Source organism: Variovorax stachyos, from assembly GCF_051400855.1.
Lineage (GTDB): Bacteria > Pseudomonadota > Gammaproteobacteria > Burkholderiales > Burkholderiaceae_C > Variovorax.
In genome coordinates this window covers 1-22,248 of the sequence record NZ_JBLFFN010000002.1, presented here as the reverse complement: position 1 = coordinate 22,248, position 22,248 = coordinate 1, and the positions used below count along the sequence as shown (strand labels likewise).

Genomic DNA, 22,248 nt, shown 5'->3' with positions numbered 1-22,248 from the left:
AGTGGATAAGTGTTAGAGGGATTCGGACAAACCCGCAGTTTACTTTCCGTGTCACGGGCCGGTCGCACCAAACGAGACTTTTGCCTGTAAATTGGCCCCGTTGGCCAATCGGCCCCCGCCTTTCCAGGCGACGGGGCTTCGAGGAAGCAACGCGGCGGAAGCACTGACCCGTACGCGTTGCGCGCAGGGATTGGTGCTTTCGTCTCCACAAGTCACAACGAACGAATGGAGAAGCAAGGCATGATCGGCAACACCCCTCTCGTCCTCGCGATCGTCTGCGGCCTCGTGGCCGTGGGCTATGGCTTCTGGGCGCGCAGCTGGATACTTTCCAAGGACCCGGGCAACGCCCGAATGCAGGAAATCGCGGCCGCGATCCAGACCGGCGCGGCGGCGTACCTGGCCAAGCAGTACCGCACCATCGCGGTCGTGGGCATCGTGCTCGCGATCCTGATCGGCGTCTTCCTCGACGCCACCACCGCGATCGGCTTCATCATCGGCGCCGTGCTCTCGGGCGCCTGCGGCTTCATCGGCATGAACGTCTCCGTGCGCGCGAACGTGCGCACCGCGCAGGCCGCCACGCAGGGCATTGGCCCGGCGCTCGATGTCGCCTTTCGCGGCGGCGCCATCACCGGCATGCTGGTGGTGGGGCTGGGACTGCTGGGGGTCACGGTCTTCTTCTGGTTCCTCACGGGCAACGGGCAGCTGACGCCCGACACCAAGCTGGCCACCCTGCTCAATCCGCTGATCGGCTTCGCCTTCGGCTCCTCGCTCATCTCGATCTTCGCGCGGCTGGGCGGCGGCATCTTCACCAAGGGCGCGGACGTCGGCGCCGACCTCGTGGGCAAGGTCGAAGCCGGCATCCCCGAAGACGATCCCCGCAATCCGGCCGTGATCGCCGACAACGTGGGCGACAACGTCGGCGACTGCGCCGGCATGGCGGCCGACCTGTTCGAGACCTACGCGGTGACGCTGATCGCGACCATGGTGCTGGGAGCGCTCATGGTCGCTGCGGCGCCCGTCAACGCGGTGCTGTATCCGCTGGCGCTGGGGGCCGTGTCGATCATTGCCTCGATCATCGGCTGCTTCTTCGTGCGCGCCTCACCCGGCATGGTCAACGTGATGCCGGCGCTCTACAAGGGGTTGGCGGTGGCAGGCATCCTGTCGCTGATCGCCTTCTGGTTCGTGACGCAGTGGCTCATCCCGGACAACGCCATCGCGGCCTCGGGCAGCCAGCTCAAGCTCTTCGGCGCGTGCTTCGTCGGCCTGGCGCTGACGGCGGCGCTGGTGTGGATCACCGAGTTCTACACCGGCACCCAGTACTCGCCGGTGCGGCATATCGCGCAGGCTTCGACCACGGGCCACGGCACCAACATCATCGCGGGCCTGGGCGTGTCGATGCGCTCCACCGCCTGGCCGGTGCTCTGCGTCTGCATCGCGATCATGGCTTCATACTGGCTCGGTGGCCTCTACGGCATCGCGGTCGCGGCCACGGCCATGCTGAGCATGGCGGGCATCGTCGTGGCGCTCGACGCGTACGGTCCGATCACCGACAACGCCGGCGGCATTGCCGAGATGTCGGAGATGCCGGCCAGCGTGCGCGACATCACCGACCCCCTGGACGCGGTGGGCAACACGACCAAGGCCGTGACCAAGGGCTACGCGATCGGCTCGGCCGGCCTGGCCTCGCTCGTGCTGTTCGCCGACTACACCCACAAGCTCGAGACCTACGGCCAGGCCATCAGCTTCAACCTGAGCGAGCCGATGGTGATCGTGGGCCTCTTCATCGGCGGACTCATTCCGTACCTGTTCGGCGCCATGGCAATGGAGGCCGTCGGCCGCGCAGCCGGCTCGGTGGTGGAGGAGGTACGCCGGCAGTTCCGCGAGATCCCCGGCATCATGGAAGGCACCGGCAAGCCCGAGTACGGCCGCGCCGTGAGCATGCTGACCGGCGCCGCCATCAAGGAGATGATGATCCCCAGCCTGCTGCCGGTCGTGGTGCCGATCGTGGTCGGCCTGGTGCTGGGGCCGAAGGCGCTGGGCGGGCTCCTGATGGGCACCATCGTCACCGGCCTGTTCGTCGCCATCTCCATGTGCACCGGCGGCGGCGCCTGGGACAACGCCAAGAAGTACATCGAAGACGGCAATCACGGCGGCAAGGGCTCCGAGGCACACAAGGCCGCGGTGACCGGCGACACCGTGGGCGACCCCTACAAGGACACGGCCGGGCCGGCGGTGAATCCGCTGATCAAGATCATCAACATCGTGGCGCTGCTCATCGTGCCGCTGGTGGTCAAGTTCCACACCGGCGACGCGGGCGCGATGACCCCGCCCGCCAGCTCGCCCGCTCCGGCGGTCGCCCCGGCGGTCGCCCCGGCTCCCGTGTCGGCACCGGCGGTGGCACCCGCTGCCGGGTCGAAGTGAAGCTTCAGTAAGGGTGGATGGGCACGGGCGGCGACTGGCCGCCGGTGCCCTCAGTTCAGGCCGTGGGCTGGCAGCGTGCCCTGCTCGGTGCGCAGCGGCACGCCCTGGAGCGTGTCGAAGTCGGACGGCGACTCCGGCGGACGCGTCTCTTCCATTTCGTGCAGCGAGGCGACCCAGCGGCCGGCCGCTGAGTCGGCGGGCTCGTCGTTGGTGAAGATGCCGTCGCGGATATAGAAGGTTTCGCCGGCGGGCCGCTCGGTGTGCAGTTCGATGAGGCGCGCAATCGGGAAGGTGTAGGTGACCAGCTTCTCCTTGGTCTTGCGATCCTTGCCGCCGCAATTGAAGAAGCCCTCGGCGGCGATGACGATGCACGAGCCGTCGACCTCCGCTTCCGTTTCGCCGCCCAGGCGCCACACGGCGGTGGGCAGCCGCACGCGCACCTTGTCGATGACCAGGTCCCGCTGGCGGTTCAGCGCGGTCAGCGGCGGGACCAGGGAACGCAATTGCCGCAGGCGCTCGGCGAAGTTGTCGTCCATGGTGAACTCCACGTGGTGCGTGGCGCCACCCGAACGCTTGACGACCTGCATCACGACATGACGGGCGGGCCGACTCATCGCAGACCGCCCTTTCCGTTGTCATGGAGGCGCCGCAACCAATAGCAGTGAATGGTTTTAAGCGAACTCATTTATCGACCGTGAATTAGAACTTTTGCATTGACGCAAGTATTTGCATCAATTGTGTCTAACTGTAGATCGAATCTGACGCTTTTGGTAGCTGGTTTGCAGAGGCGAGTGAATTGCTCAACTACGTCTCGACAGCGTCACGAACCGAGGCCTGCCGGAGCGCATGAAGCGCCCCAGCACAGCGGTACCTCCCGGGGCGATTTACGCCGCGGCCGACTCTGCCTCGTCCAGCGCCTTGCAGGAAGGTGCGCAGACTGTTTGCGACTTGCCCAGGAACTGGCGCGTGCGCATTTGCGAGCGCACGCGGTGCTTGCCGCACAGGAAGCAGGACATGGTCGCCCCACTGAACGAGGCCGAGGCCCGAAAGGGAGACCCGGAGGCCTTGGCCTTGTAGCGCAGGCCATCGGCGACGATGGCGGTCTTGACCTCAGCTTTGGCCATGGGTGGTATCCGGCTCGGCGCGGCGCATGACGCGCTGGATCGCATCCTTGGCCGCCAGCTCGGCGGCGAGCGAGGCGTCCAGGCCGGAGCGGCAGAGGCCGGCGTGCTGGTAGTTGAGGTTCTCGTACACCTCGGCCGCGGCAGGGTAGGCGTCCAGCAGCTTGCCCAGCCCGTCGCCGGGAGCGACGTCGCGGAACTCGTCGACCAGGTGCATCACGACCGAGCGGTACTGCTCTGCGCCCACTGGAACGGGGCTGTGCTCGAGCCGCTCGAGGAGCTGGGCCAGCACATGCGTCACCGCCAGGTCGGTCTTGGGCGCCGGGGATTGGGTAGCGTTCATGCAGGGCAGTTGGGGCGGGGATGCCGGATTACAAGTGCTCGTCCGCGGGGCCGGCAACCGGGGCTAAAGCAGCATCTCAGGCACGATCGGCGCGATCAGCCTGTTGTAGAAGCGCTGGAAGAAGGTCGCCTCCGGCTCGGAGGTGAGGACGACCTCCTTCTCGCCATCGGTGGTCAGCCATTCGAGCCGCCCGGTGTCCTTGGCCAGCCGCAGGCGGTAGGAGTTCTGGACCCGGCTCACGTTGATCACCCGCACCATCTCTCGCGCCAGCTGCGGGCTGTCGATCAGCATGCCCATCTCCGTGTTCTGCGTGGCCGAGCGCGGATCGAGGTTGGCCGAGCCGATCATGATGCGCGACCGGTCGATGGCCGCGGTCTTCGCGTGCAGCCGCCCCAGCGAGCTGCCGAAGGAGCCGAAGCGCGAGCTCGCGGTGGTGCGCTCGGGGCTCAGCTCGTAGAGATCGGCGCCGGCCTTCAGCAGACGCTCGCGATAGCGCATGTAACCCGTGTGGACCAGCGGCTCGTCGTTGGCCGCGAGCGAGTTGGTCAGGAGCACGACCTTGATCTTGCGCCTGCCCAGCTCCTCGAATGCAGCCATACCCTTCTCGCCTGGCACCAGGTAGGGCGAGGTCATCTGCACCTCCTGCTTGGCCTCGAGCAGGCTGCCCCAGATCCGCATCGTGACGCTGGTGGCCAGGGCCTCGTCGGCAGTCATGGTCGTGGGCTTGGTGGGCGGGTCCGCCACCGCATAGGCCGCGCCCCACAGCAGGCCCATTCGTCCCTCGTCCAGTTCTTCGGAGATCGGGCCGTAGCCGAGGATGTCATTGGGCGGCAGCACGATCTTGGGCGCCGGCGCAGCCATGTCGACCCAACCATCGAACTCGGCGGTGCCGGGCGTCCTGCCACCTTGGCCGCGCACGATGTCGCCGATGGGCCAGACCTGCTCGCTGTTCCAGTAGGCGTCGAAGATGGCTTCGAGCTGCGGCAGCACCTTGCCGACCACCACCGCATCCATGTCGATGAAGTTCTGGGCCTCGCTCAGCACGAAGTATTCGTCGGCGATGTTGCGCCCGCCGACCACCGCCATGGCGCCGTCCGCGATGAACAGCTTGTTGTGCATGCGGTGGTTGAGCCGGTAGATCTCGTGCGGCGAGGCGACGAAGCGCGAAAGGAAGCCGTCGCGCCCGCAGCAGAACGGGTTGAACAGCCGCACCTCGACATTGGGCGTCTGCGAGAGCGCCAGCAGCAGGTGCTGGCTGTTGGCCGTGTAGAGATCGTCCACCAAGATGCGCACCTTGACGCCGCGGGCCGCGGCCTCGCGCAGCGAGCGCATCAGCAGCCGGCCGACGCCATCGTTCTCGAGCTGGTAGTACTGCACCACCAGGGAGCGCTCGGCACGCCTGGCGAGCTGGATGCGGGCGTCCAGCGAATACACGCCGAGCGGCATCAGGCGAAAGCCGGAATGTTCGCCGGGCGGCGTCGAGGCCGCCACCACCTTGGCCAGCGTGGTCGACGGATCGGCCGGCGCCGCGAATGCCGCGGGCCGCTCCCTGGCCGGCGGCAGCGAGCCGCAGGCGCCGAGCCCTGCGGCGAGGGCGCACAGCAGCGCCGCGCGCAGCAGATGGACCCATGCGTTCATGATCTTTCCCCTCTTTGGACTCGTTCCGGATACGGCGCCGGTTGCAGGCTGGTTTCACCTCTGCCGCGCAAGGCATCCGGGTTCTAGAATTTCGCGATGCCTCTTCCCGGAGTTACACCATGACCCGACGGATTCTCGCGCGTCTCGCTGCACTGGGGCTCGCCAGCCTGGGACTTTCCCCAGCCTTCGCGGCCCTGGACATCGGCGATCCGGTCCCCAAGTTCACCGCGACTGCCGCACTGGGCGGCAAGACCTTCAACTATTCGCTGGCCGACGCACTGGCCAAGGGCCCGGTGGTGGTGTATTTTCTTCCCCGCGGCCGGCACCACCGACTGCAACATCGAGGCGCATGCCTTCGCCGAGGCCATGGACCAGTTCGAGGCGGCCGGTGCCACGGTAATCGGCGTCTCGGCCGACGACATCGAGACGCTGAAGGATTTCTCGGTGAAGCAGTGCCAGAGCAAGTTCCCGGTGGCGGCCGACCGATCCAAGGTCGTGATCGAGGGCTTCGACGCGGTGATGCAGACGCGCCCCGATTTCGCCAACCGGCTGTCGTACGTGGTTGCGCCCAATGGCACCGTCGCCTACTACTACCAGAACCTCAATCCCGACAAGCACGTGGAGCGCATGCTCAATGCGCTGAAGGCGCTGCCGAAATCGACAGCCAAACGCTAGCTGCCGACCGTCTCCGGTACGTGGCCGGCCGCCTTCGCGCACAATTTCAGCCATGCAGCTCCACTACATCGCCAACGAAAGCGTCCCCTCCTCCTCCGGCCGCACCCTCCCCGTCCTCGACCCCTCCGACGGCCAGCCCTTCGACGAGCTGCAGCGCGGCAACGCAGCCGACATCGATGCGGCCGTGGGCGCAGCGCGCGACTGCTTCGAGGGCCACTGGCAGAAGCTCAGCGCGGCCGAGCGCGGCCGGCTGCTCTACAGGCTGTCGCAAAAGATCGCCGAGCACACGGACGAGCTGGCGCTCCTCGAGCAGCGCGACTGCGGCAAGCCCGTCAAGCAGGCGCGCGCCGATGCGCTGGCGCTGGTGCGCTACTTCGAGTTCTATGCGGGCGCCTGCGACAAGCTGCACGGCGAAACCATCCCCTACCAGGAGGGCTACAGCGTCTTCACCTGGCGCGAGCCGCACGGCGTCACCGGCCACGTCATTCCTTGGAACTACCCGATGCAGATCTTCGGCCGCAGCGTCGGCGGCGCGCTGGCCGCCGGCAACGTCTGCGTGGTCAAGCCCTCCGAGGACGCCTGCCTGTCGCTGATCCGCGTCGCGCAGCTGGCGGCGGAGGTTGGCTTTCCGCCCGGCGCGATCAACATCGTGACCGGCTACGGCCACGAGGTGGGCGACGCGCTGGCCCGGCATCCCGGCATCGACCACATCAGCTTTACCGGCAGCCCGAAGGTGGGCACGCTGATCCAGCAGGTGGCGGCCGAACGCCACTGCCCCGTCACGCTGGAACTGGGCGGCAAGAGCCCGCAGATCATCTTTGCCGACGCCGACCTGGGCGCGGCCATCCCGGTGCTGATCAACGCCATCGTGCAGAACGCCGGGCAGACCTGCTCGGCCGGCTCGCGGGTGTTGGTCGAGCGCGAAATCTACGAGCTGCTTCTGGAGCGCCTGGGCCAGGCCTTCGAGGCGCTGCGCGTCGGCCCGGCAGCGATGGACCTCGACGTCGGCCCGCTGATCCGCCAGACCCAGCAGCAGCGCGTCTGGGACTTCCTGTCCGACGCGCAGCATGCCGGCATCCCGATGGTGGCCCAGGGCGTGGTGGTCGACGAGGCGCCGCAGACCGGCTTCTACCAGGCGCCCACCTTGCTGCGCGACGTGCCGGTGACGCACCGGCTGGCGCAGGAAGAAGTCTTCGGCCCGGTGCTCGCGGCGATGTCCTTCCGCGACGAGGACGAAGCCGTGGCGCTGGCCAACGCCACCCAGTTCGGCCTGGTCGCCGGCATCTGGACGAAGGATGGTGCCCGCCAGTTCCGCATGGCCAAGCGCGTGAGGAGCGGCCAGGTCTTCGTCAACAACTACGGAGCCGGCGGCGGCGTGGAGCTGCCCTTCGGCGGCGTCAAGTCCTCGGGCTACGGCCGCGAGAAGGGCTTCGAGGCGCTCTATGGCTTCACCACGCTCAAGACCGTGGCGGTGCGCCACGGCTGAGCATCAGCCCAGCGCGGTATCCAGCAGCATCATCAGCACGAAGCCCACCATCAGCCCGCCCGTCGCGAAGGCCTCGTGGCCTTTGCGGTGGGACTCCGGAATGATCTCGTGGCTGATCACGAAGAGCATCGCCCCGGCCGCAAACCCCAGGCCCCAGGGCAGCAGCAGCGCCGAGTGGCTGACGACCGCGGCGCCGAACACCGCCCCCACCGGCTCGACCAGGCCCGAGGCCATGCCGATCGCCACCGCGAAGGGCCGGCGGTAGCCCGCCGCCAGCAGCGCCGCGGCGACGACCAGGCCCTCGGGCACGTCCTGGATCGCGATGCCGGTCGCCAGTGCACCGCCGCGCAACGCATCCCCGCCGGCAAAGCCGACGCCGATCGCCAAACCTTCCGGCAGGTTGTGCAGCGCGATCGCGAACACGAAGAGCCAGGTGCGCCGCAGCACGCGCGTGTCCCGCCCTTCCACGCCCTTGATGAAGTGCTCGTGCGGCAGCACCCGGTCCAGCACCAGCAGCGCCAGGCCGCCCAGCAGGATCGCGCTGCCGACGATGCCGCCGGCGCCCCAGGCATCCGCGCCGGCAGCACGCGCCGCGGCAATGCCGGGGATGATCAGCGAGAAGGCGCTCGCCGCCAGCATCACGCCGGCGCCGAAGCCGAACAGCGTGTCCTGCGTGCGGTCCGACAAGCGCTGGGCGAACACAATGGGCAAGGTGCCCAACGCGGTTGCGAGTGCCGCCACCGAGCCGCCGGTCAGGGCCTGCAACACCACCGGCCGGGCCGCCGCGTACTGCCAGAACTGCACCCCCAGCACCAGCACGCCGGCCAGCACGATGGCTATCCCGAAGGCCTGCCGCAAGGGCAAGGAGGGGCGCACGGCGGCGCTGGCGAGGGACGAGCTGCGGTTCATGCTCTAGATGATAGTAATTCTCATCTGAGCCGTGGTTGGGGAATTTCAATCCTTGCGATAGCGGCGCGCTGAACCGGCCCGGTTGGCTCACACGACTCGATGCGCAGGCGTCGCTCCAGGATGCTTCGATCCGCGTAGCCCAGACGGGCGCCGGCCCACGTCCCGGCCGGTGGATATCCCTGCCCTGCCCGCCAGGCCCTTCCCCGTCACTCCTTCACCGATCCCGTCAGCCCCGACACGTAGTACTCCACGAAGAAGGAGTAGGTGAACGCCACGGGCAGCGAGCCCAGGAGCGCGCCCGCCATCAGCGGCCCCCATTGGTAGACATCGCCCTGCACGAGCTCGGTCACCACCCCGACCGGCACTGTCTTGATCTCCGAAGAGGAGACGAAGGTCAATGCATAGATGAACTCGTTCCACGACAAGGTGAACGCAAAGATGCCCGCCGAAATCAGGCCGGGCACGGCCAGCGGCAGCACGATCTTCACGAGGATCTGCCAGCGGCTCGCGCCGTCGATCAACGCGCACTCCTCCAGTTCGAACGGGATGGAGCGGAAATAGCCCATCAGCAGCCAGGTGCAGAAGGGGATCAGGAAGGTCGGATAGGTGAGCATCAAGGCCAGGCGCGTGTCGAAAAGGCCGAGGCCGAACACCACGTTGGCGAGCGGAATGAAGAGGATCGATGGCGGCACCAGGTAGGCCAGGAAGATCGCCAGCCCCACCTGGCGCGAGCCGTTGAAGCGCAGCCGCTCGATCGCGTAGGCCGCGAACACCGAGCAGCCCAGCGAAAAGAAGGTCGATACGACCGACACGAGCAGCGTGTTCCAGATCCATTGGGGGTACGAGGTCTCGAACAGAAGCTTGTGGAAATGCGCCAGGGTCGGCGCCACCACCCAGAAGGGATTGCCCTCGCGCGTCAGCAGTTCGGCGTCGGGCTTCACCGACGTGATCGCCATCCAGTAGAACGGGAACAGCAGCACGATCAGGAAGACCACCAGCGGCACGTACACGGTCACCACCTTGCGCGGCACCGATTCGAGATAGCTCATGCCGACCATGTCGGTCGTTGCGGCTTTGCTGGCGCTCATTTGTCGGATCCTCCCTGCTGCCACTTGCGTCTTTGCAGGCCGAAGTAGCTGAAGAGCACGCAGGCGAGCAGGAACGGCACCATCGCGATCGCGATGGCCGCGCCTTCGCCGAGCGCCCCGCCCGAGATCGCGCGCTGGAAGGACAGCGTGGCCATCAGGTGCGTGGCGTTGAGCGGTCCGCCGCGCGTGATCACGTAGATGAGCTGGAAGTCGGTGAAGGTGAAGAGCACCGAGAAGGTCATGACCACGGCGATGATGGGCGTGAGCAGCGGCAGCGTGACATGCCGGAACTGCTGCCAGGGCGATGCGCCGTCGATGGCCGAGGCCTCGTAGTACGAGGGCGAGATGGTCTGCAGCCCGGCCAGCAGCGTGATCGCAACGAACGGGATGCCACGCCACACGTTGGCCGCGATCACGGACCAGCGCGCGTTCCACGGGTCGCCCAGGAAATCGATGTACCTGTCGATCAGCCCCATCTTCAGCAGGGCCCAGCTGATGATGGAGAACTGCGAGTCGTAGATCCACCAGAAGGCGATGGCCGAAAGGGCCGTCGGCACGATGTAGGGCAGCAGGATGACGGCGCGAAACAGGGTCTTGAGCCGGATGTTCTTGTTGAGCAGCAGCGCCAGCCACAGCCCGAGCACGAACTTGAACACGCTCGCCACCACCGTGTAGAGCAGCGTATTGAAGAGCGCCAGCCGCGTGACCGCGTCGTCCCAGAGGAACTCGTAGTTCTCCAGCCCGATCCACTGGCCGCCGCGGCCGACCTTGGTGTCGGTGAAGCCGAGCCAGATGCCCAGGCCGAGCGGGTAGGTGAGGAACAGCAGCAGCAGCCCCGCCGCCGGCAGCATGAAGAGCAAGCCGAGGAAGTTGCGGTTGTCGGCGAGCCGCGCCTTCCACGGACGCGCCGCCGGCGCGTCCGTGGCGGGCTCAGACCTTGTAGTAGCGCTCGGCACGCTTTTGCGCCCGTTCGGCGGCTTCCTTCGGCGACTTCGAGCCGCTGGCCGCCTCCGCCACCATGTTCGGAATGATGAAGTCGGCCGCCGCGCCCGCCGAGGCGTAGCCCAGCTTGCCTTCGTAGCCGGCGGGGCGCAGGTTCTTCACCGAGTCCCGATAGGGCGTGTGCTTCGGGTCGACGGACCAGATCGGGTTCTTCTCGTAGTCGGCCAGCGGCTGGGCCACGTAGCCGCCGCCGCCCTGCAGCCAGTCGTCGAACTGCGGCCGCTCCATCATGAAGCGCAGGAACTCCTTCGCCGCCTGCGGGTACTTGGTGTACTTCATCACCATCTGGTTGAAGAAGAGGTGCGATTCCGTCGGCACGCCCACCGGCCCGATCGGGAACACCGCATGGTGGATGTCACCCGCCATCTCCTTGATCTTCGGGTCCTGCGAGTTCTTGGCCGCGTAGTAGATGGAGATGCCGTTGTTGGTCACGCTGATCTGGCCGTCGAGGAATGCCTTGTTGTTGTTCGGGTCCAGCCACGAGAGCGTGCCCGGGATGAAGTTGGCGTAGAGCTCCTTCGCGTACTCCAGCGCCTTCAGCGTCTCCGGGCTGTCGATCACCACCTTGTTGCTCTTGTCGACCAGCTTGCCGCCGAAGGCCCACACCAGCCAGTTGGTCCAGGTGCTGTCGCCCGTCGCGTTGCCCAGCGCCATGCCGCCGGGCGTGCCCTTTTCCTTGAGCGCCTTGTAGAGCCTGAGGAATTCGTCCGTGGTCTTCGGGAAGGTGTCGAATCCCGCGGCCTTCACCATGCTCTGGCGATAGACGATCAGCGAACCCGATGCGCCCAGCGGCAAGCCGATCCACTTCTTGCCGTCGGGCCGCATGAAGGCCTGCGCGGCCGGGTACCAGCCGCCGTACTTCTTGCCCAGGTACTCCGCCAGGTCGGTGACGTCGAGCAGCTTGTCGGGATAGAGATTGGCGTCGTCGTTGGTCGACAGAATGATGTCGGGGCCCGCACCCGTGTTGGCCGCCACTGCCGCCTTGGGCCGCACGTCCTCCCAGGTCTCGTTGTCCACGCGCACCTGCACGCCTGTCGCCTCGGTGAACTTCTTCACGTTGGCCATGTAGGCGTCGATGTCGCCCTGCACGAAACGGCTCCAGCGCAGCACGCGCAGCGTGGCGCCCTTCTCCGGCTTGAAGGTCATCGACTGCGCGTGCGAGGCCATTGGGAAGATCGCGGTGCCCGTGCCGATCGTGGCGGCGGCGGCGACGCCGGCCGAGCCTTCCAGGAACTTTCGGCGATTGAACCCAGTCATTGCTGTCTCCTTCGTGTTTTGAACGGACTGCCCGTGGAATTCAGGACACCAGCCGTTCGCCGGTGCCTGCGTCGAAGAGGTGCGCGCGCTGCAGATCTGGCTGCAGATGGATCGTGGTCCCGGGCGCGAAGTCGTGGCGCTCTCGAAACACCGCCGAGAGTTCCGCGCCTTCGTGGCGGCATGCAACGAAGGTGTCCATGCCCGTCGGCTCCATCACGGCCACGCGCGCGGGGATGCCGTTCGAGTCCGCGAGCGTCAGGTGCTCGGGCCGGGTGCCGTAGACGACAGGCTGGCCGTCCACGCCCCCGCAGCGCAGCGGTGCTGCGAGCTCGGTGCCGTCCTTCAGTTCCACGTGCGCCCTGCCCTCCCGGCGCCGCAGCGTGCCTGGCAGGAAGTTCATGGCCGGCGAGCCGATGAAGCCGGCGACGAACTGATTGGCCGGGTTGTCGTACAGATCGAGCGGACTGCCGGTCTGCTCGATGCGCCCGTCGCGCATCACCACGATCTTGTCGCCCATGGTCATCGCCTCGATCTGGTCATGCGTGACGTAGATCGACGTGGTCTTCAGGCGCTGGTGCAGCTCCTTGATCTCGCCGCGCATCGCCACGCGCAGCTTGGCATCGAGGTTGGACAGCGGTTCGTCGAAGAGGAACACCTGCGGGTCCCGCACGATCGCGCGGCCCATGGCCACACGCTGGCGCTGCCCGCCCGAGAGCTGGCGCGGAAAGCGATCGAGCAGTGGAATGAGGCCCAGGATCTCGGCGGCGCGCCTGACCTTCGACTCGATCGCGGGCTTGTCCAGCCGGGCCAGCGCGAGCGCGAACGCCATGTTGTCGCGCACCGTCATGTGCGGATAGAGCGCGTAGTTCTGGAACACCATCGCGATGTCGCGTTCCTTGGGCGGCAGCTCGTTCACGCGCCGGTTGCCGATGCGGATCTCGCCGCCGTTGATCTCCTCCAGGCCGGCGATCATGCGCAGCAGCGTGGACTTGCCGCAGCCCGACGGGCCCACCAGCACGGTGAACGAACCGTCCTGGATGTCGATGTCGACCCCATGCAGGATCGGGACCTCGCCGAAGTTCTTTTTGACTGCCTGGATCGTGACACTGGCCATGCACTGAGTCCTGAGAGTTCGCAAGCGGGCGGGCACCGGTGCGGCAAGAGCCGCAGCCGTCGCAGGGCGCAGTATTGGCAATGCGACGGCCCCGCGCATCAGGGCAAACCGGTAGGCGGCTACCACATGACACTTGTATGATGACCTGATAAGCGAGCTCATCTCACCACCGCCGTGCGGGCGTCCACCTTCTCCCAGCCCCAGCAGTTGACGGTCGACCGGTTGTCGGACCGGCTGGCGGCGCGCCTGTGCGCGCAGATCGAATCGGGTGCGCTCAAACCCGGCGACCGGCTGCCCACCGAGCAGCAGCTCGCGGCTTCGCACGGGGTTTCGCGCACCGTGGTGCGCGAGGCCGTGCACCAGCTCAAGTCCAAGGGCATGGTGGTGTCGCGCCAGGGCTTGGGCGTGTTCGTGGCGCCACCACCGAAGAACCAGCCGCTGGCCTTCGACCCCGCCGTGCTGGGGTCGGTGCAGGCGGTGGTGCACGTGGTCGAGGTGCGGCGCGTGCTCGAGGGCGAGATCGCCGCGCTGGCCGCCGAGCGCGCCACCCGCGCGCAGATCGCCGCCCTGCGGCGCAGCCTGAAGGCCATCGACACTGCCGTCGCCGAGGGGCGCGACGGGGTGGCGGAAGACCTCGCCTTCCACCGCGTGATCGGCGAGTCCACCGGCAACCCGCAGTTCCGGCTGCTGCTTGGCTTTCTCGAACAGTACCTGCGCGAGGGCATGCGCATCACGCGCGGCAACGAGGCCCGGCGCACGGACTTCATGGCGGCGGTGCAGCGCGAGCATCGCGCCATCTTCGAAGCCATCGCCGCGCGCGATCAGGTGGCGGCGAGACATCACGCCATCGATCACCTGATCCGCAGCGAGCAGCGGCTCGTCGAGAGCGGGGTCATCGATGCCCGGCGCCGGCGCGCCGCAGCCAGGGCCGTGCGCACCGCTGCGCCCCTGCACACCCCGAAGGAATAGCAATGACAACCAAGGACAGCGTATGAAACTGATGATCACAGGTGGCGGCGGCTTCGTGGGCTCGCGGCTTGCGCGAGCGCTGCTCGCGCGCGGCACCCTGGCCGGCGAGCGCATCGACAGGCTCGTGCTGACCGACATCGCGCCACCGCCCACCGATCTGCTCGCCGATGCGCGGGTCGAGGCACGCACCGGCGCGCTGCTTTCGCAGACCGAAGCCCTCCGCGAGGAGCCCTTCGATGGCGTCTTCCACCTGGCCTCTGCGGTCTCCGGCGAGTGCGAGGCCGATTTCGAGCTCGGCCTGCGTTCCAATCTCGATAGCACGCGCGCGCTCCTGGACGCGTTGCGCGCGCATGCCGAAGCGGGCGGCAAGGTGGCGCGCTTGGTCTTCTCCAGCTCGGTCGCGGTCTTCGGCCCTGATGCGGCCGTGCCCATGCCCAGCGTGGTGGCCGACACCACGCTGCCCGCGCCCCAGACCTCGTACGGCACGCAAAAGCTCATCTGCGAGCACCTGGTCGCCGACTACACGCGCAAGGGCTACATCGATGGCCGGGCCGCACGGCTCATGACCGTGACGGTACGCCCCGGCAGGCCCAACGGCGCTGCCTCGTCCTTCTTCAGCGGGATCATCCGCGAGCCCCTGGCCGGCGTGGAGTCGATCTGCCCGGTGTCGCCCGACGTGTCGCATCCGGTGTCGTCGCCGCAACGCACGGTCGAGGGCCTCATCGCCGTCTACGAGGCCAGCCGCGAGGCCTTCGGCGGGCGCACCGCGCTCAACTTGCCGGCCCTCAACGTGCGCGTGAGCGAGATGCTCGACGCGCTCGAGCAGGTCGCCGGGTCCGCCGTGCGCTCGCGCGTGCGCTTCCAGCGCGACGAGCGTATCGCCGGCATCGTGGCCAACTGGCCCACGGCCGCGTCGGCTGAGCGCGCCGCGCGGCTCGGCCTCTTTGCGCACGACAACTTCGCCGACATCGTGCGGCAGTACATCGACGACTGCCGCGCCGGGCCGGATGCGGACCAGACCTTGAAGGGAATGCGCTGATGAAGCCGGGGAATGACAGCAAGAACAGCAAGATGAGCAAGACCGCGGCACTGCGCTCCCAGGCCTGGTTCGACAACCCGGCCAATGCCGACATGACGGCGCTCTACATCGAGCGCACGATGAACTTCGGCCTCGGCTTCGACGAGCTGCAGTCGGGACGCCCGATCATCGGCATCGCGCAGACCGGCTCGGACATCGCGCCGTGCAACCGCCATCACCTGGTGCTGGCCGAGCGCGTGCGCGAAGGCATCCGGGATGCCGGCGGCATCGCCTTCGAGTTCCCGATCCACCCCATCCAGGAAACCTGCAAGCGCCCGACGGCGGCGCTCGACCGCAACCTGCAATACCTCTCCCTGGTCGAGGTCCTCTACGGCTATCCGCTCGACGGCGTGGTGCTGACGACCGGATGCGACAAGACCACGCCGGCACAGATCATGGCCGCTGCGACGGTGGACATTCCGGCGATTGCGCTCAATTCGGGCCCGATGCTCAATGGCTGGTTCCAGGGCGAGCGCACCGGCTCGGGCACTATCGTGTGGAGAGCGCGCGAGATGATGGCCGCAGGCGGGATCGGCTACCAGGAATTCCTGAAGCTCGTGGCTTCGTCGGCGCCGTCGACGGGCCATTGCAACACCATGGGCACGGCATCGACCATGAACTCGCTGGCGGAAGTCCTGGGCCTGACGCTGCCGGGCAGTGCCGCGATCCCGGCACCCTACCGCGACCGCCAGGAGATGGCGTACAGGACGGGCAAGCGCATCGTCGAGATGGTGAGAGAGGACCTCAAGCCGTCGGACATCCTCACGCGTGCAGCGTTCGAGAACGCCATCGTCGCGAATTCCGCGCTCGGCGGCTCCACCAATGCGCCGATCCATCTGAATGCCATTGCGCGCCACATCGGCGTGGAGCTGACGACAGCCGACTGGGAGAAGCACGGCTACGAGATCCCGCTGATCGTGAACCTGCAGCCGGCCGGCGAGTACCTGGCCGAGGAGTACTACCGAGCCGGCGGCGTGCCGGCGGTGGTCGCCGAGCTGATCGCCCAAGGCAAGATCCAGCCCTCGCTCACCGCAAACGGCAAGACGCTCATCGAGAACTGCGAAGGCAGGTTCACCAGCGACCGCAAGGTCATCTTTCCCTATGCCGAACCGATGAAGAAGAACGCTGGCTTCCTCAACCTCAGCGGCAACCTGTTCGACTCCGCGATCATGAAGACCAGCGTGATCACGCCGGAATTCCATGCGCGCTACCTCGAGAACCCGACAGACCCGATGGCCTTCGAAGGCACGGCGATCGTCTTCGACGGCCCGGAGGACTATCACCGCCGCATCGATGACCCGAACATGAAGCTCGATGAGAACAGCATTCTCTGCATGCGCGGCGTGGGCCCGGTCGGCTATCCGGGGGCCGCCGAGGTGGTCAACATGCGCGCGCCCGACTACCTGCTGAAGAAGGGCATCACCGCGCTGCCCTGCATCGGCGACGGCCGGCAGTCCGGCACCTCGGGCTCGCCCTCGATCCTCAACGCCTCGCCGGAGGCCGCGACTGGCGGCGGACTCGCGCTGCTCAAGACCGGCGATCGCGTCCGTATCGATCTGAAGAAGCGTACGGCGAACATGCTGGTCCCGCAGGAGGAGCTCGCCAGCCGCCGGGCAAGGCTCGAGGCGGCCGGCGGCTACCCCTTCCCGCCGAGCCAGACGCCGTGGCAGGAAATCCAGCGCGCCATCGTCGACGAGCTCTCCGAAGGCATGGTGCTCAAGCCGGCCGTCAAGTACCAGAAGATCCATGCGACCTTCGGCATCCCCCGGGACAACCACTGACGGCCGTCGAGATAGCCACAACTAACCCATCGGGAACAGACCATACGTTGACGCACCGGGAGGCAAAGCGAGCGGAGTAGTCGACGGTAACCTGAACATGAGGACTTAAGGCGTTCCCAAGCACTGGAGGTGATATGGCTGCTTACGTAATCTTTGACGTCCAGATTCGAAACGCGCAGCGGTACCAGGATTTCATGCGCCAAGTCAAGCCGGCGCTCGAAGCCGCTGGAGCGAGGTACTTAGCCCGTGGAGGCGCCCACAAGGTCTACGAGGGAGACTGGTCACCTCGACGAGTAGTCATTCTGGAATTTCCCTCGGTGCCAGCGTGGGAGACCTTCTACAACGGTCCTGTCTACCAGGGACTAAAGGCAATTCGGGACGAATGCAGTTCAGCTCGCCTAGTCTGCGTCGAGGGCCTAGACGCCTAGACGCCTGGGCCGGCCGCTGCAGGGCCAGGCCCGGACCTTCCGCTCTCCCCCAATCTACCCATAAATCCGATATCCATTTCACCTGCGGTTGCTAGGCCCTCGCTGAAATGGGTGGCCCTGGTCCCCCGCAGAACGACCAGCACCGTTTCTGGTGCTGAGCTTATCGATTCGTTCGCGCGCTGCGGCCCGAGGGCGCTTGCAGATTCAAGGCGGTGCGCGACTCCTCCCATGGCGAGGAGCGCACCGGCATCATGGAACGCACCTTGACGAAGCATCCGCGCGACGGCGAATGACAAGAAAATTGCTGAAGGCTCCAGTCGGCCATCACCAGCCATTCAATGCGGATGCCAGAAAGCAGCCGCTCGACGCCGCTCTCGACCCTCAGGCGAAGCTCGGGGCTACAAATTGCATGCTTGAAAGCAGCCGTTGATCGCAGTTCAGACATTGCGCAGCTAGTGGGGCGCAGCACTGCGGCACGGACGCTGCAACGGGGGCGGACGCAGCAAGCGACTGCCAAGCGCCCCCCGCGGCCGTCCTCAGGAAGGCATCGTCGGACCTGAAACAGGCGCCATTTGCGGCTTGTTCGAACTTCGCAGCGCGGCACGGCCGCGCCACGCGGCCCAGCAGGCGATCGCGACGGTTATCAGGCCGAGCCCGAAGACCGGCAGCCACTCGCTCGCGAGGTCCGACGCCTTCCACAGCGCCTGCATCCTGTCGTTGAGCCAATGCAGCGCGACATGACCGGCGAATAGCCCGACGATCACGGCGATGGTGCGGTCCGAATCCGGCAGCCAACGACGCAGGAGGATAACGGTCGGCAGCACCGTCGTTAGCACCATCAGCTGGCCGCCTTCGATGCCGACGTTGAACGCGAGCAGCGAGACCATCAGGCTCGACCCCGCGAACTGGAGCTGCGACTGCAGCATGGCGGCGAAGCCGAACCCATGCACCAGCCCAAACAGTCCGCTGGTGACCCAGCGGCGCTTCAGCTGCGGACGCAACACGTTCTCGATCGCCATGAACAGGATCGACACGGCGATGAGCACCTCGACCAGCGGCGCGAACCACGCGCCCGACGGCGTAAGGCCGTACGCCGCGGCGATGAGGGTGACGGAATGGCCGACCGCAAACGCGGTCACCACGCCGACGAGGTAGCCGTCTAGCCGCCGGAACGGAAGAATGAGGCAGACAAGGAACAGCAGATGATCCGGCCCGAGCACGACGTGCTCGAATCCGGAAGCAGCGAAGGTGGCGGCGGCCTGATACCAGCGGGGGTCGAGCACGACGGCGCCCTGGCCCGTGCTGAGATCGAAGGCGCGCTCGCGGCCGTCCGGGGACAAGAAGCGCAGGTCGAGCTTCAGCCTGTCTCGCAATCCGGGCGCGACGCGAAAGTCGAGCGAGAAGGCCGACTTGGAAGACTCGATTGGGTACTCGAGATGTGCGTCGAAGTAGCCCTGGTTCCAGAACACGTACTCGGTCGGAGGCAATCGAGGCCCGCGCAGCAACGCCAGCGCGTTGGCGTAGCTGTCGAACGACTTGTCGGAAGGGAGCGATATGCGGGCCGAGTTGGCCGCCGGTGCGAGCGGGCGACCGTTCTCCAGCCAGCGGATGTCCTTGTCCGCGGCGCGCACCGCTCGCGCCAGACCCTCGTCGATATCGTTAAGGGCGAGGTACCCCGGCCCCTGCTTGGGCAGGTCCACGTTCAGGAGCAGACCGAGCGGAATGCGCAGAAGAACCTGCAGGCGATCGCGCTCGACCTTGGCGAACGCGTGCACGCGGACCTCGCCCGGGATGTCGTGGGCCGACGCCGGAAGAAGCCAGAGCAGGAGAGCGAGCGCGACGAGGGCGTGGCGCCAACGCGCCACGCCTCCGCGAGTGCTCTGCTCTCCGCCCAGCGCTGCGGTCACCGGCGACGCTCGGGGACGAACTTCTGGGCGCGCTTGCCGGTGTCGACCTCGGCCGTGTAGATGTTGCCCTCGGAATCGACCGCCAGGTTGTGGACCCAGTGGAACTGTCCGGCGTAGCGGCCGTTGCGGCCGAAGGTGTCTCCGAACAACCCCGAAAACCGCTCGAGGATCCAGATCTTGTTGTTCTCACCGTCGGCGTTGTAGAGCCAGCGCTGACGGTGGTCAGGCGAGACGTCGACGTCCCACGCCGACCCGTTGCCCAGCGTCGCGCGGTCGAGGAACATCTCCTTCACGTACGTTCCGTTCTTGTTGAACACCTGAATGCGATTGTTCACCCGGTCGCACACGTAGACGAGTCCATCATTGGTGATGCGCACGCAGTGAACGGGATTGCGAAACTGCAGTGCAGGCGCTCCAGGGACATACGGGCCCGGGTTGGCGTCGTTGGGGACGTTGCCGTACGCGCCCCAGTGGCGCTTATACCGGCCCGTGTTGCCATCCACGACCAGCACCCGCTTGTTTTGATAGCCGTCCGCGATATAGGCCTCGTTGTTCGTCGGATCGACCTCGATGTCGGCCGGCTGCCCGAGCAACGGGGTGCCGTTCGGTGCCCCCGCCGTGTTGTTGCTGCCTCCAGTCAAGCCAGCTTTGCCTATCTGCAGCAGAAACGTGCCGTCGCGGGTGAACTTGAGGACCTGATGGTTGACTGCGCCGTTGCCCGCAATCCAGACGTTGTCGTTGTGGTCGACGAAGATGCCGTGCTCATTGGTCGGCCACTCGCACCCCATCGCAGGCGTGCAGCGACTGGTCAGGAAATCCGGGTCCGCGGTGCCACCCCACGCGCGCAGCAGGTTGCCGCGGCCGTCGAACTGCATCACGGAGGGGGCCGGCACGCAGCATTCCGAGCGCGGCGGGACCTGCACCGCGCCGGCTTCGTCGGCCGTCAGCGATCCGGGTCGCTGGATGATCCAGATGTTGTCGTGGCGGTCGACGGCGATGCCGGCCACCTGCCCGAGCAGCCACTGGTTGGGCAGCGTCTTGGGCCACTCGTGATCGACCTTGAATTCGGGGGCATCCCGGTGTCGCGGACGATTCTTGTCGCGGCCATCACGGCGATCGTCGTTCTGAAACTGACGTGCATCGGCCTTAAAGCCTTGTGCCTGGACGCTGATGCCCACAATCGACAGGAGGGCGAACAACATCGCCCCCACGTACCACTTTTTTCGCGTGTCCATTTGTCTCCTTCTGCTGGTTGTGCGGAATGGCACCCGGCATGGACGTCGCGACCCTCCGCTGGACCATCATCGAACTCGGGCGTCGCGTTGGCAACCGTGGGTCAGAAACCCCGAAAACGTATCGGGCATTGATTGACATCAAGGTCGCGAGGGTGAGGCGAGCGACTGTTGGCGGGTCAGTTTGAATAAGGACTTCGCCAGCCAGGCCGACCTCCTGGTCGCCGTCAAATTAAGCTCACTGCTCGACATGATGCCGACAGGTGGATCGCATCGGCAACTCCTCAAAACAGTCGTTCGTCACCGTCTGCTCATGGCCGACCGCCGGCAGCCATGAAAGGCGGGTATCGGGCCAGCCAACTTGGATGTCAGCTGTACGGCGGCGAGATCGCGCGCCCGACTGGCGCTGAACGATCCTGAGCGGTCATTCGGGTGGGCGAGAAGCGGTCGTTGCCATGGCGTCAACCGCGAACGTTTGATCAGGATTGCCGATCGGCAGGTCTGCTCAATTCCTTTGCAGAAAGGTTGCGAGGAAGAGGGGTACGCGGCCTTCGCGGAGCAGGGCTTGAGCTAACCTTGCATCGATGCGTAAGGCCATCCCGTTCGTCATTGTGCTCACCTTCGTCTGGGGCACTAATTGGCCGCTTTTCCCACTCGCGGTGCGCGAAGTATCGGTCTGGACGTTTCGCGCGGTGAGCCTGCTCGGCGCGAGCCTCGTGCTGCTAGCGTTTGCACGCTTCCAGGGTGAGTCGATGCGCATTCCGCGCGCGCATTGGGGAACGATGGTGACATCGTCGCTGGCGTATTTCTTCGTCTGGAACGTGGCCAGCACGTACTCGGCCGTCCTGATCCCGTCCGGGCAAGCGGCCATCCTGGGGTTCACGATGCCGCTGTGGGCGGCGTTGATCACGTGGGCGTGGTTGGGCGAGCGGCCCCGCACGCGCGTGCTGGCAGCCCTGGCCATCGGCGGACTGGGCGTGGTGCTGCTGATCGTGAACGGTGTCGAAGCGTATGCGAAAGCTCCCCTTGGCTTTTCTCTGGGGTTGCTCGCAGGCGTCGGTTGGGCCGTGGGCACCGTCATCCTCAAGCGCAGCCCGGCGCCGGTATCGCCGCTCGTGCTGACGGCGTGGCAGCTGCTCATTGCCGCCGTGCCCATCGTCATCGGAGCATTCTGGTTCGGCCGCGATGCGCCGTGGTTCATGCCGTCGGCGACCAGCATCCTGCTCATCATGTACATCACGCTGGTCCCGATCGCCATCGGCAACGTCGCGTGGTTTTCAATCGTCGGCATGCTGCCCGCCAACGTCGCTGCGATGTCGTCGGTGATGGTGCCGGTGGTGGCCATGGCGTCGGGTGCGATCATCCACCTTGAGCCCCTTGGCTTGGTGCAGTGGGCTGCGATGATTTGCTGCGCAGTCGGCCTGGGCCTAGCGCTGTTCAAGCCGGCGGCGGCGCGGGCGAGGAGCTGAAGCCCCTTCGCGTCAGAACCAAGGTCCGCCGCGAAAACCTGCTGTCCGTGGCCGCACCGGTTACGCGTCCTACGGCTCGCTTGTACGTCCCGAAGGTCAGCATTCCGGTACAGCGGCAAATGTCGCTTGATGGCCGTTCAGCAACTTTCACGAAGGTCAGCTTCTCTTGTTGCTGAAGGACCGCAGCGGGCCGAGGTTGTGTGCAAATGGCTTTTGACTTGCGAGTATGCCGGCCACGCGGCCTTGTGGTGGCCATCGGCGCCACGGAGTCATCCAGTGGTCTCGTCGCACAGACCAGCGGTTTGCCTCGGGGCAGAGTCGCTGCGTAGG

19 protein-coding genes and 1 pseudogene are annotated in these 22,248 nt (G+C 66.5%); 8 read left to right on the top strand and 12 right to left on the bottom strand.

Annotated elements, in window-relative coordinates; all coding sequences use genetic code 11:
* Nucleotides 1–240: 240 nt before the first annotated feature.
* Nucleotides 241–2,421 (top strand): sodium-translocating pyrophosphatase, encoded by a 2,181-nt coding sequence (locus ACMGEZ_RS03325; protein WP_436820839.1) that lies wholly within the window; start codon nucleotides 241–243, stop codon nucleotides 2,419–2,421.
* Between the two features lie 50 nt (nucleotides 2,422–2,471).
* Here the strand turns inward: ACMGEZ_RS03325 and ACMGEZ_RS03320 are convergent, their stop codons facing one another.
* The 4 genes from ACMGEZ_RS03320 to ACMGEZ_RS03305 all read right to left on the bottom strand — a co-directional run bounded on the left by ACMGEZ_RS03320 (nucleotide 2,472) and on the right by ACMGEZ_RS03305 (nucleotide 5,523).
* On the bottom strand, nucleotides 2,472–3,035 hold the full coding sequence (locus ACMGEZ_RS03320; protein ID WP_436820838.1) for a hypothetical protein: 564 nt from the start codon (nucleotides 3,033–3,035) through the stop codon (nucleotides 2,472–2,474).
* A gap of 270 nt (nucleotides 3,036–3,305) precedes the next feature.
* Nucleotides 3,306–3,545: a hypothetical protein gene (locus tag ACMGEZ_RS03315; RefSeq protein WP_162575364.1), complete on the bottom strand. Its 240-nt coding sequence runs from the start codon at nucleotides 3,543–3,545 to the stop codon at nucleotides 3,306–3,308.
* A complete protein-coding gene (locus ACMGEZ_RS03310) occupies nucleotides 3,532–3,885 on the bottom strand; it encodes a hypothetical protein (protein ID WP_436820837.1) in 354 nt (117 codons plus the stop codon). The genes ACMGEZ_RS03315 and ACMGEZ_RS03310 overlap by 14 nt, the downstream gene beginning before the upstream one ends.
* 63 nt (nucleotides 3,886–3,948) lie before the next feature.
* Nucleotides 3,949–5,523: a phospholipase D family protein gene (locus ACMGEZ_RS03305; protein WP_436820836.1), complete on the bottom strand. Its 1,575-nt coding sequence runs from the start codon at nucleotides 5,521–5,523 to the stop codon at nucleotides 3,949–3,951.
* 119 nt (nucleotides 5,524–5,642) lie between these two features.
* On the opposite strand from ACMGEZ_RS03305, the pseudogene ACMGEZ_RS03300 reads away from it, so the two are divergent.
* Together ACMGEZ_RS03300 and ACMGEZ_RS03295 are read left to right on the top strand one after the other, a co-directional pair.
* Nucleotides 5,643–6,198 (top strand): annotated as a pseudogene (locus ACMGEZ_RS03300) (peroxiredoxin).
* Nucleotides 6,199–6,250: 52 nt separating this feature from the next.
* Nucleotides 6,251–7,684 (top strand): aldehyde dehydrogenase family protein, encoded by a 1,434-nt coding sequence (locus tag ACMGEZ_RS03295; RefSeq protein ID WP_436820835.1) that lies wholly within the window; start codon nucleotides 6,251–6,253, stop codon nucleotides 7,682–7,684.
* Nucleotides 7,685–7,687: 3 nt separating this feature from the next.
* Here ACMGEZ_RS03295 and ACMGEZ_RS03290 read toward each other — a convergent pair whose 3' ends face one another.
* The 5 genes from ACMGEZ_RS03290 to ACMGEZ_RS03270 form a co-directional block, all read right to left on the bottom strand.
* On the bottom strand, nucleotides 7,688–8,593 hold the full coding sequence (locus tag ACMGEZ_RS03290) for a ZIP family metal transporter (RefSeq protein ID WP_436820834.1): 906 nt from the start codon (nucleotides 8,591–8,593) through the stop codon (nucleotides 7,688–7,690).
* A gap of 206 nt (nucleotides 8,594–8,799) precedes the next feature.
* A complete protein-coding gene (locus ACMGEZ_RS03285) occupies nucleotides 8,800–9,681 on the bottom strand; it encodes a carbohydrate ABC transporter permease (protein ID WP_436820833.1) in 882 nt (293 codons plus the stop codon).
* The gene (locus ACMGEZ_RS03280; RefSeq protein WP_436821355.1) at nucleotides 9,678–10,532 is read right to left on the bottom strand and encodes a carbohydrate ABC transporter permease; all 855 of its coding nucleotides are present in this window, start codon (nucleotides 10,530–10,532) and stop codon (nucleotides 9,678–9,680) included. The genes ACMGEZ_RS03285 and ACMGEZ_RS03280 overlap by 4 nt, the downstream gene beginning before the upstream one ends.
* 79 nt (nucleotides 10,533–10,611) lie before the next feature.
* Nucleotides 10,612–11,940 (bottom strand): ABC transporter substrate-binding protein, encoded by a 1,329-nt coding sequence (locus ACMGEZ_RS03275; RefSeq protein WP_436820832.1) that lies wholly within the window; start codon nucleotides 11,938–11,940, stop codon nucleotides 10,612–10,614.
* A gap of 40 nt (nucleotides 11,941–11,980) precedes the next feature.
* Nucleotides 11,981–13,054, bottom strand: a complete 1,074-nt coding sequence (locus ACMGEZ_RS03270; RefSeq protein ID WP_436820831.1) for an ABC transporter ATP-binding protein — start codon at nucleotides 13,052–13,054, stop codon at nucleotides 11,981–11,983.
* Between the two features lie 174 nt (nucleotides 13,055–13,228).
* Here ACMGEZ_RS03270 and ACMGEZ_RS03265 point away from each other — a divergent pair, with 174 nt between their 5' ends.
* The 4 genes from ACMGEZ_RS03265 (at nucleotide 13,229) to ACMGEZ_RS03250 (ending at nucleotide 17,310) form a co-directional block, all read left to right on the top strand.
* The gene (locus ACMGEZ_RS03265; RefSeq protein WP_436820830.1) at nucleotides 13,229–14,023 is read left to right on the top strand and encodes a FadR/GntR family transcriptional regulator; all 795 of its coding nucleotides are present in this window, start codon (nucleotides 13,229–13,231) and stop codon (nucleotides 14,021–14,023) included.
* 22 nt (nucleotides 14,024–14,045) lie between these two features.
* Entirely contained in the window at nucleotides 14,046–15,062 is a 1,017-nt protein-coding gene (gene denD / locus ACMGEZ_RS03260; protein WP_436820829.1) for a D-erythronate dehydrogenase, read from the top strand.
* Entirely contained in the window at nucleotides 15,062–16,882 is a 1,821-nt protein-coding gene (locus ACMGEZ_RS03255; RefSeq protein WP_436820828.1) for an IlvD/Edd family dehydratase, read from the top strand. The genes denD and ACMGEZ_RS03255 overlap by 1 nt, the downstream gene beginning before the upstream one ends.
* A 134-nt stretch (nucleotides 16,883–17,016) precedes the next feature.
* The gene (locus ACMGEZ_RS03250) at nucleotides 17,017–17,310 is read left to right on the top strand and encodes a DUF1330 domain-containing protein (protein ID WP_436820827.1); all 294 of its coding nucleotides are present in this window, start codon (nucleotides 17,017–17,019) and stop codon (nucleotides 17,308–17,310) included.
* Between the two features lie 160 nt (nucleotides 17,311–17,470).
* Here ACMGEZ_RS03250 and ACMGEZ_RS03245 read toward each other — a convergent pair whose 3' ends face one another.
* From ACMGEZ_RS03245 to ACMGEZ_RS03235, 3 genes are all read right to left on the bottom strand, one after another.
* A complete protein-coding gene (locus ACMGEZ_RS03245; protein WP_436820826.1) occupies nucleotides 17,471–17,755 on the bottom strand; it encodes a hypothetical protein in 285 nt (94 codons plus the stop codon).
* A gap of 91 nt (nucleotides 17,756–17,846) precedes the next feature.
* Entirely contained in the window at nucleotides 17,847–19,217 is a 1,371-nt protein-coding gene (locus ACMGEZ_RS03240; RefSeq protein WP_436820825.1) for a HupE/UreJ family protein, read from the bottom strand.
* On the bottom strand, nucleotides 19,214–20,452 hold the full coding sequence (locus ACMGEZ_RS03235; protein WP_436820824.1) for an NHL repeat-containing protein: 1,239 nt from the start codon (nucleotides 20,450–20,452) through the stop codon (nucleotides 19,214–19,216). Before ACMGEZ_RS03235 ends, ACMGEZ_RS03240 begins: the two co-directional genes overlap by 4 nt.
* Nucleotides 20,453–21,033: 581 nt before the next feature.
* Between ACMGEZ_RS03235 and ACMGEZ_RS03230 the strand changes: the two genes are divergently transcribed.
* Nucleotides 21,034–21,918, top strand: coding sequence for a DMT family transporter (locus ACMGEZ_RS03230; RefSeq protein WP_436820823.1), 885 nt, complete (start codon nucleotides 21,034–21,036; stop codon nucleotides 21,916–21,918).
* Nucleotides 21,919–22,248 lie beyond the last annotated feature (330 nt).

Bases quoted from the DNA above. Each gene is read 5' to 3' on its own strand.
- ACMGEZ_RS03290 (WP_436820834.1), bottom strand. From the start codon at position 8,593: ATGAACCGCAGCTCGTCCCTCGCCAGCGCCGCCGTGCGCCCCTCCTTG.
- ACMGEZ_RS03230 (WP_436820823.1), top strand. From the start codon at position 21,034: ATGCGTAAGGCCATCCCGTTCGTCATTGTGCTCACCTTCGTCTGGGGC.
- ACMGEZ_RS03305 (WP_436820836.1), bottom strand. From the start codon at position 5,523: ATGAACGCATGGGTCCATCTGCTGCGCGCGGCGCTGCTGTGCGCCCTC.
- ACMGEZ_RS03320 (WP_436820838.1), bottom strand. From the start codon at position 3,035: ATGAGTCGGCCCGCCCGTCATGTCGTGATGCAGGTCGTCAAGCGTTCG.
- ACMGEZ_RS03325 (WP_436820839.1), top strand. From the start codon at position 241: ATGATCGGCAACACCCCTCTCGTCCTCGCGATCGTCTGCGGCCTCGTG.
- ACMGEZ_RS03270 (WP_436820831.1), bottom strand. From the start codon at position 13,054: ATGGCCAGTGTCACGATCCAGGCAGTCAAAAAGAACTTCGGCGAGGTC.
- ACMGEZ_RS03255 (WP_436820828.1), top strand. From the start codon at position 15,062: ATGAAGCCGGGGAATGACAGCAAGAACAGCAAGATGAGCAAGACCGCG.
- ACMGEZ_RS03315 (WP_162575364.1), bottom strand. From the start codon at position 3,545: ATGGCCAAAGCTGAGGTCAAGACCGCCATCGTCGCCGATGGCCTGCGC.
- ACMGEZ_RS03295 (WP_436820835.1), top strand. From the start codon at position 6,251: ATGCAGCTCCACTACATCGCCAACGAAAGCGTCCCCTCCTCCTCCGGC.
- denD (WP_436820829.1), top strand. From the start codon at position 14,046: ATGAAACTGATGATCACAGGTGGCGGCGGCTTCGTGGGCTCGCGGCTT.
- ACMGEZ_RS03275 (WP_436820832.1), bottom strand. From the start codon at position 11,940: ATGACTGGGTTCAATCGCCGAAAGTTCCTGGAAGGCTCGGCCGGCGTC.
- ACMGEZ_RS03285 (WP_436820833.1), bottom strand. From the start codon at position 9,681: ATGAGCGCCAGCAAAGCCGCAACGACCGACATGGTCGGCATGAGCTAT.
- ACMGEZ_RS03245 (WP_436820826.1), bottom strand. From the start codon at position 17,755: ATGTCTGAACTGCGATCAACGGCTGCTTTCAAGCATGCAATTTGTAGC.
- ACMGEZ_RS03235 (WP_436820824.1), bottom strand. From the start codon at position 20,452: ATGGACACGCGAAAAAAGTGGTACGTGGGGGCGATGTTGTTCGCCCTC.
- ACMGEZ_RS03280 (WP_436821355.1), bottom strand. From the start codon at position 10,532: ATGCTGCCGGCGGCGGGGCTGCTGCTGCTGTTCCTCACCTACCCGCTC.
- ACMGEZ_RS03310 (WP_436820837.1), bottom strand. From the start codon at position 3,885: ATGAACGCTACCCAATCCCCGGCGCCCAAGACCGACCTGGCGGTGACG.
- ACMGEZ_RS03250 (WP_436820827.1), top strand. From the start codon at position 17,017: ATGGCTGCTTACGTAATCTTTGACGTCCAGATTCGAAACGCGCAGCGG.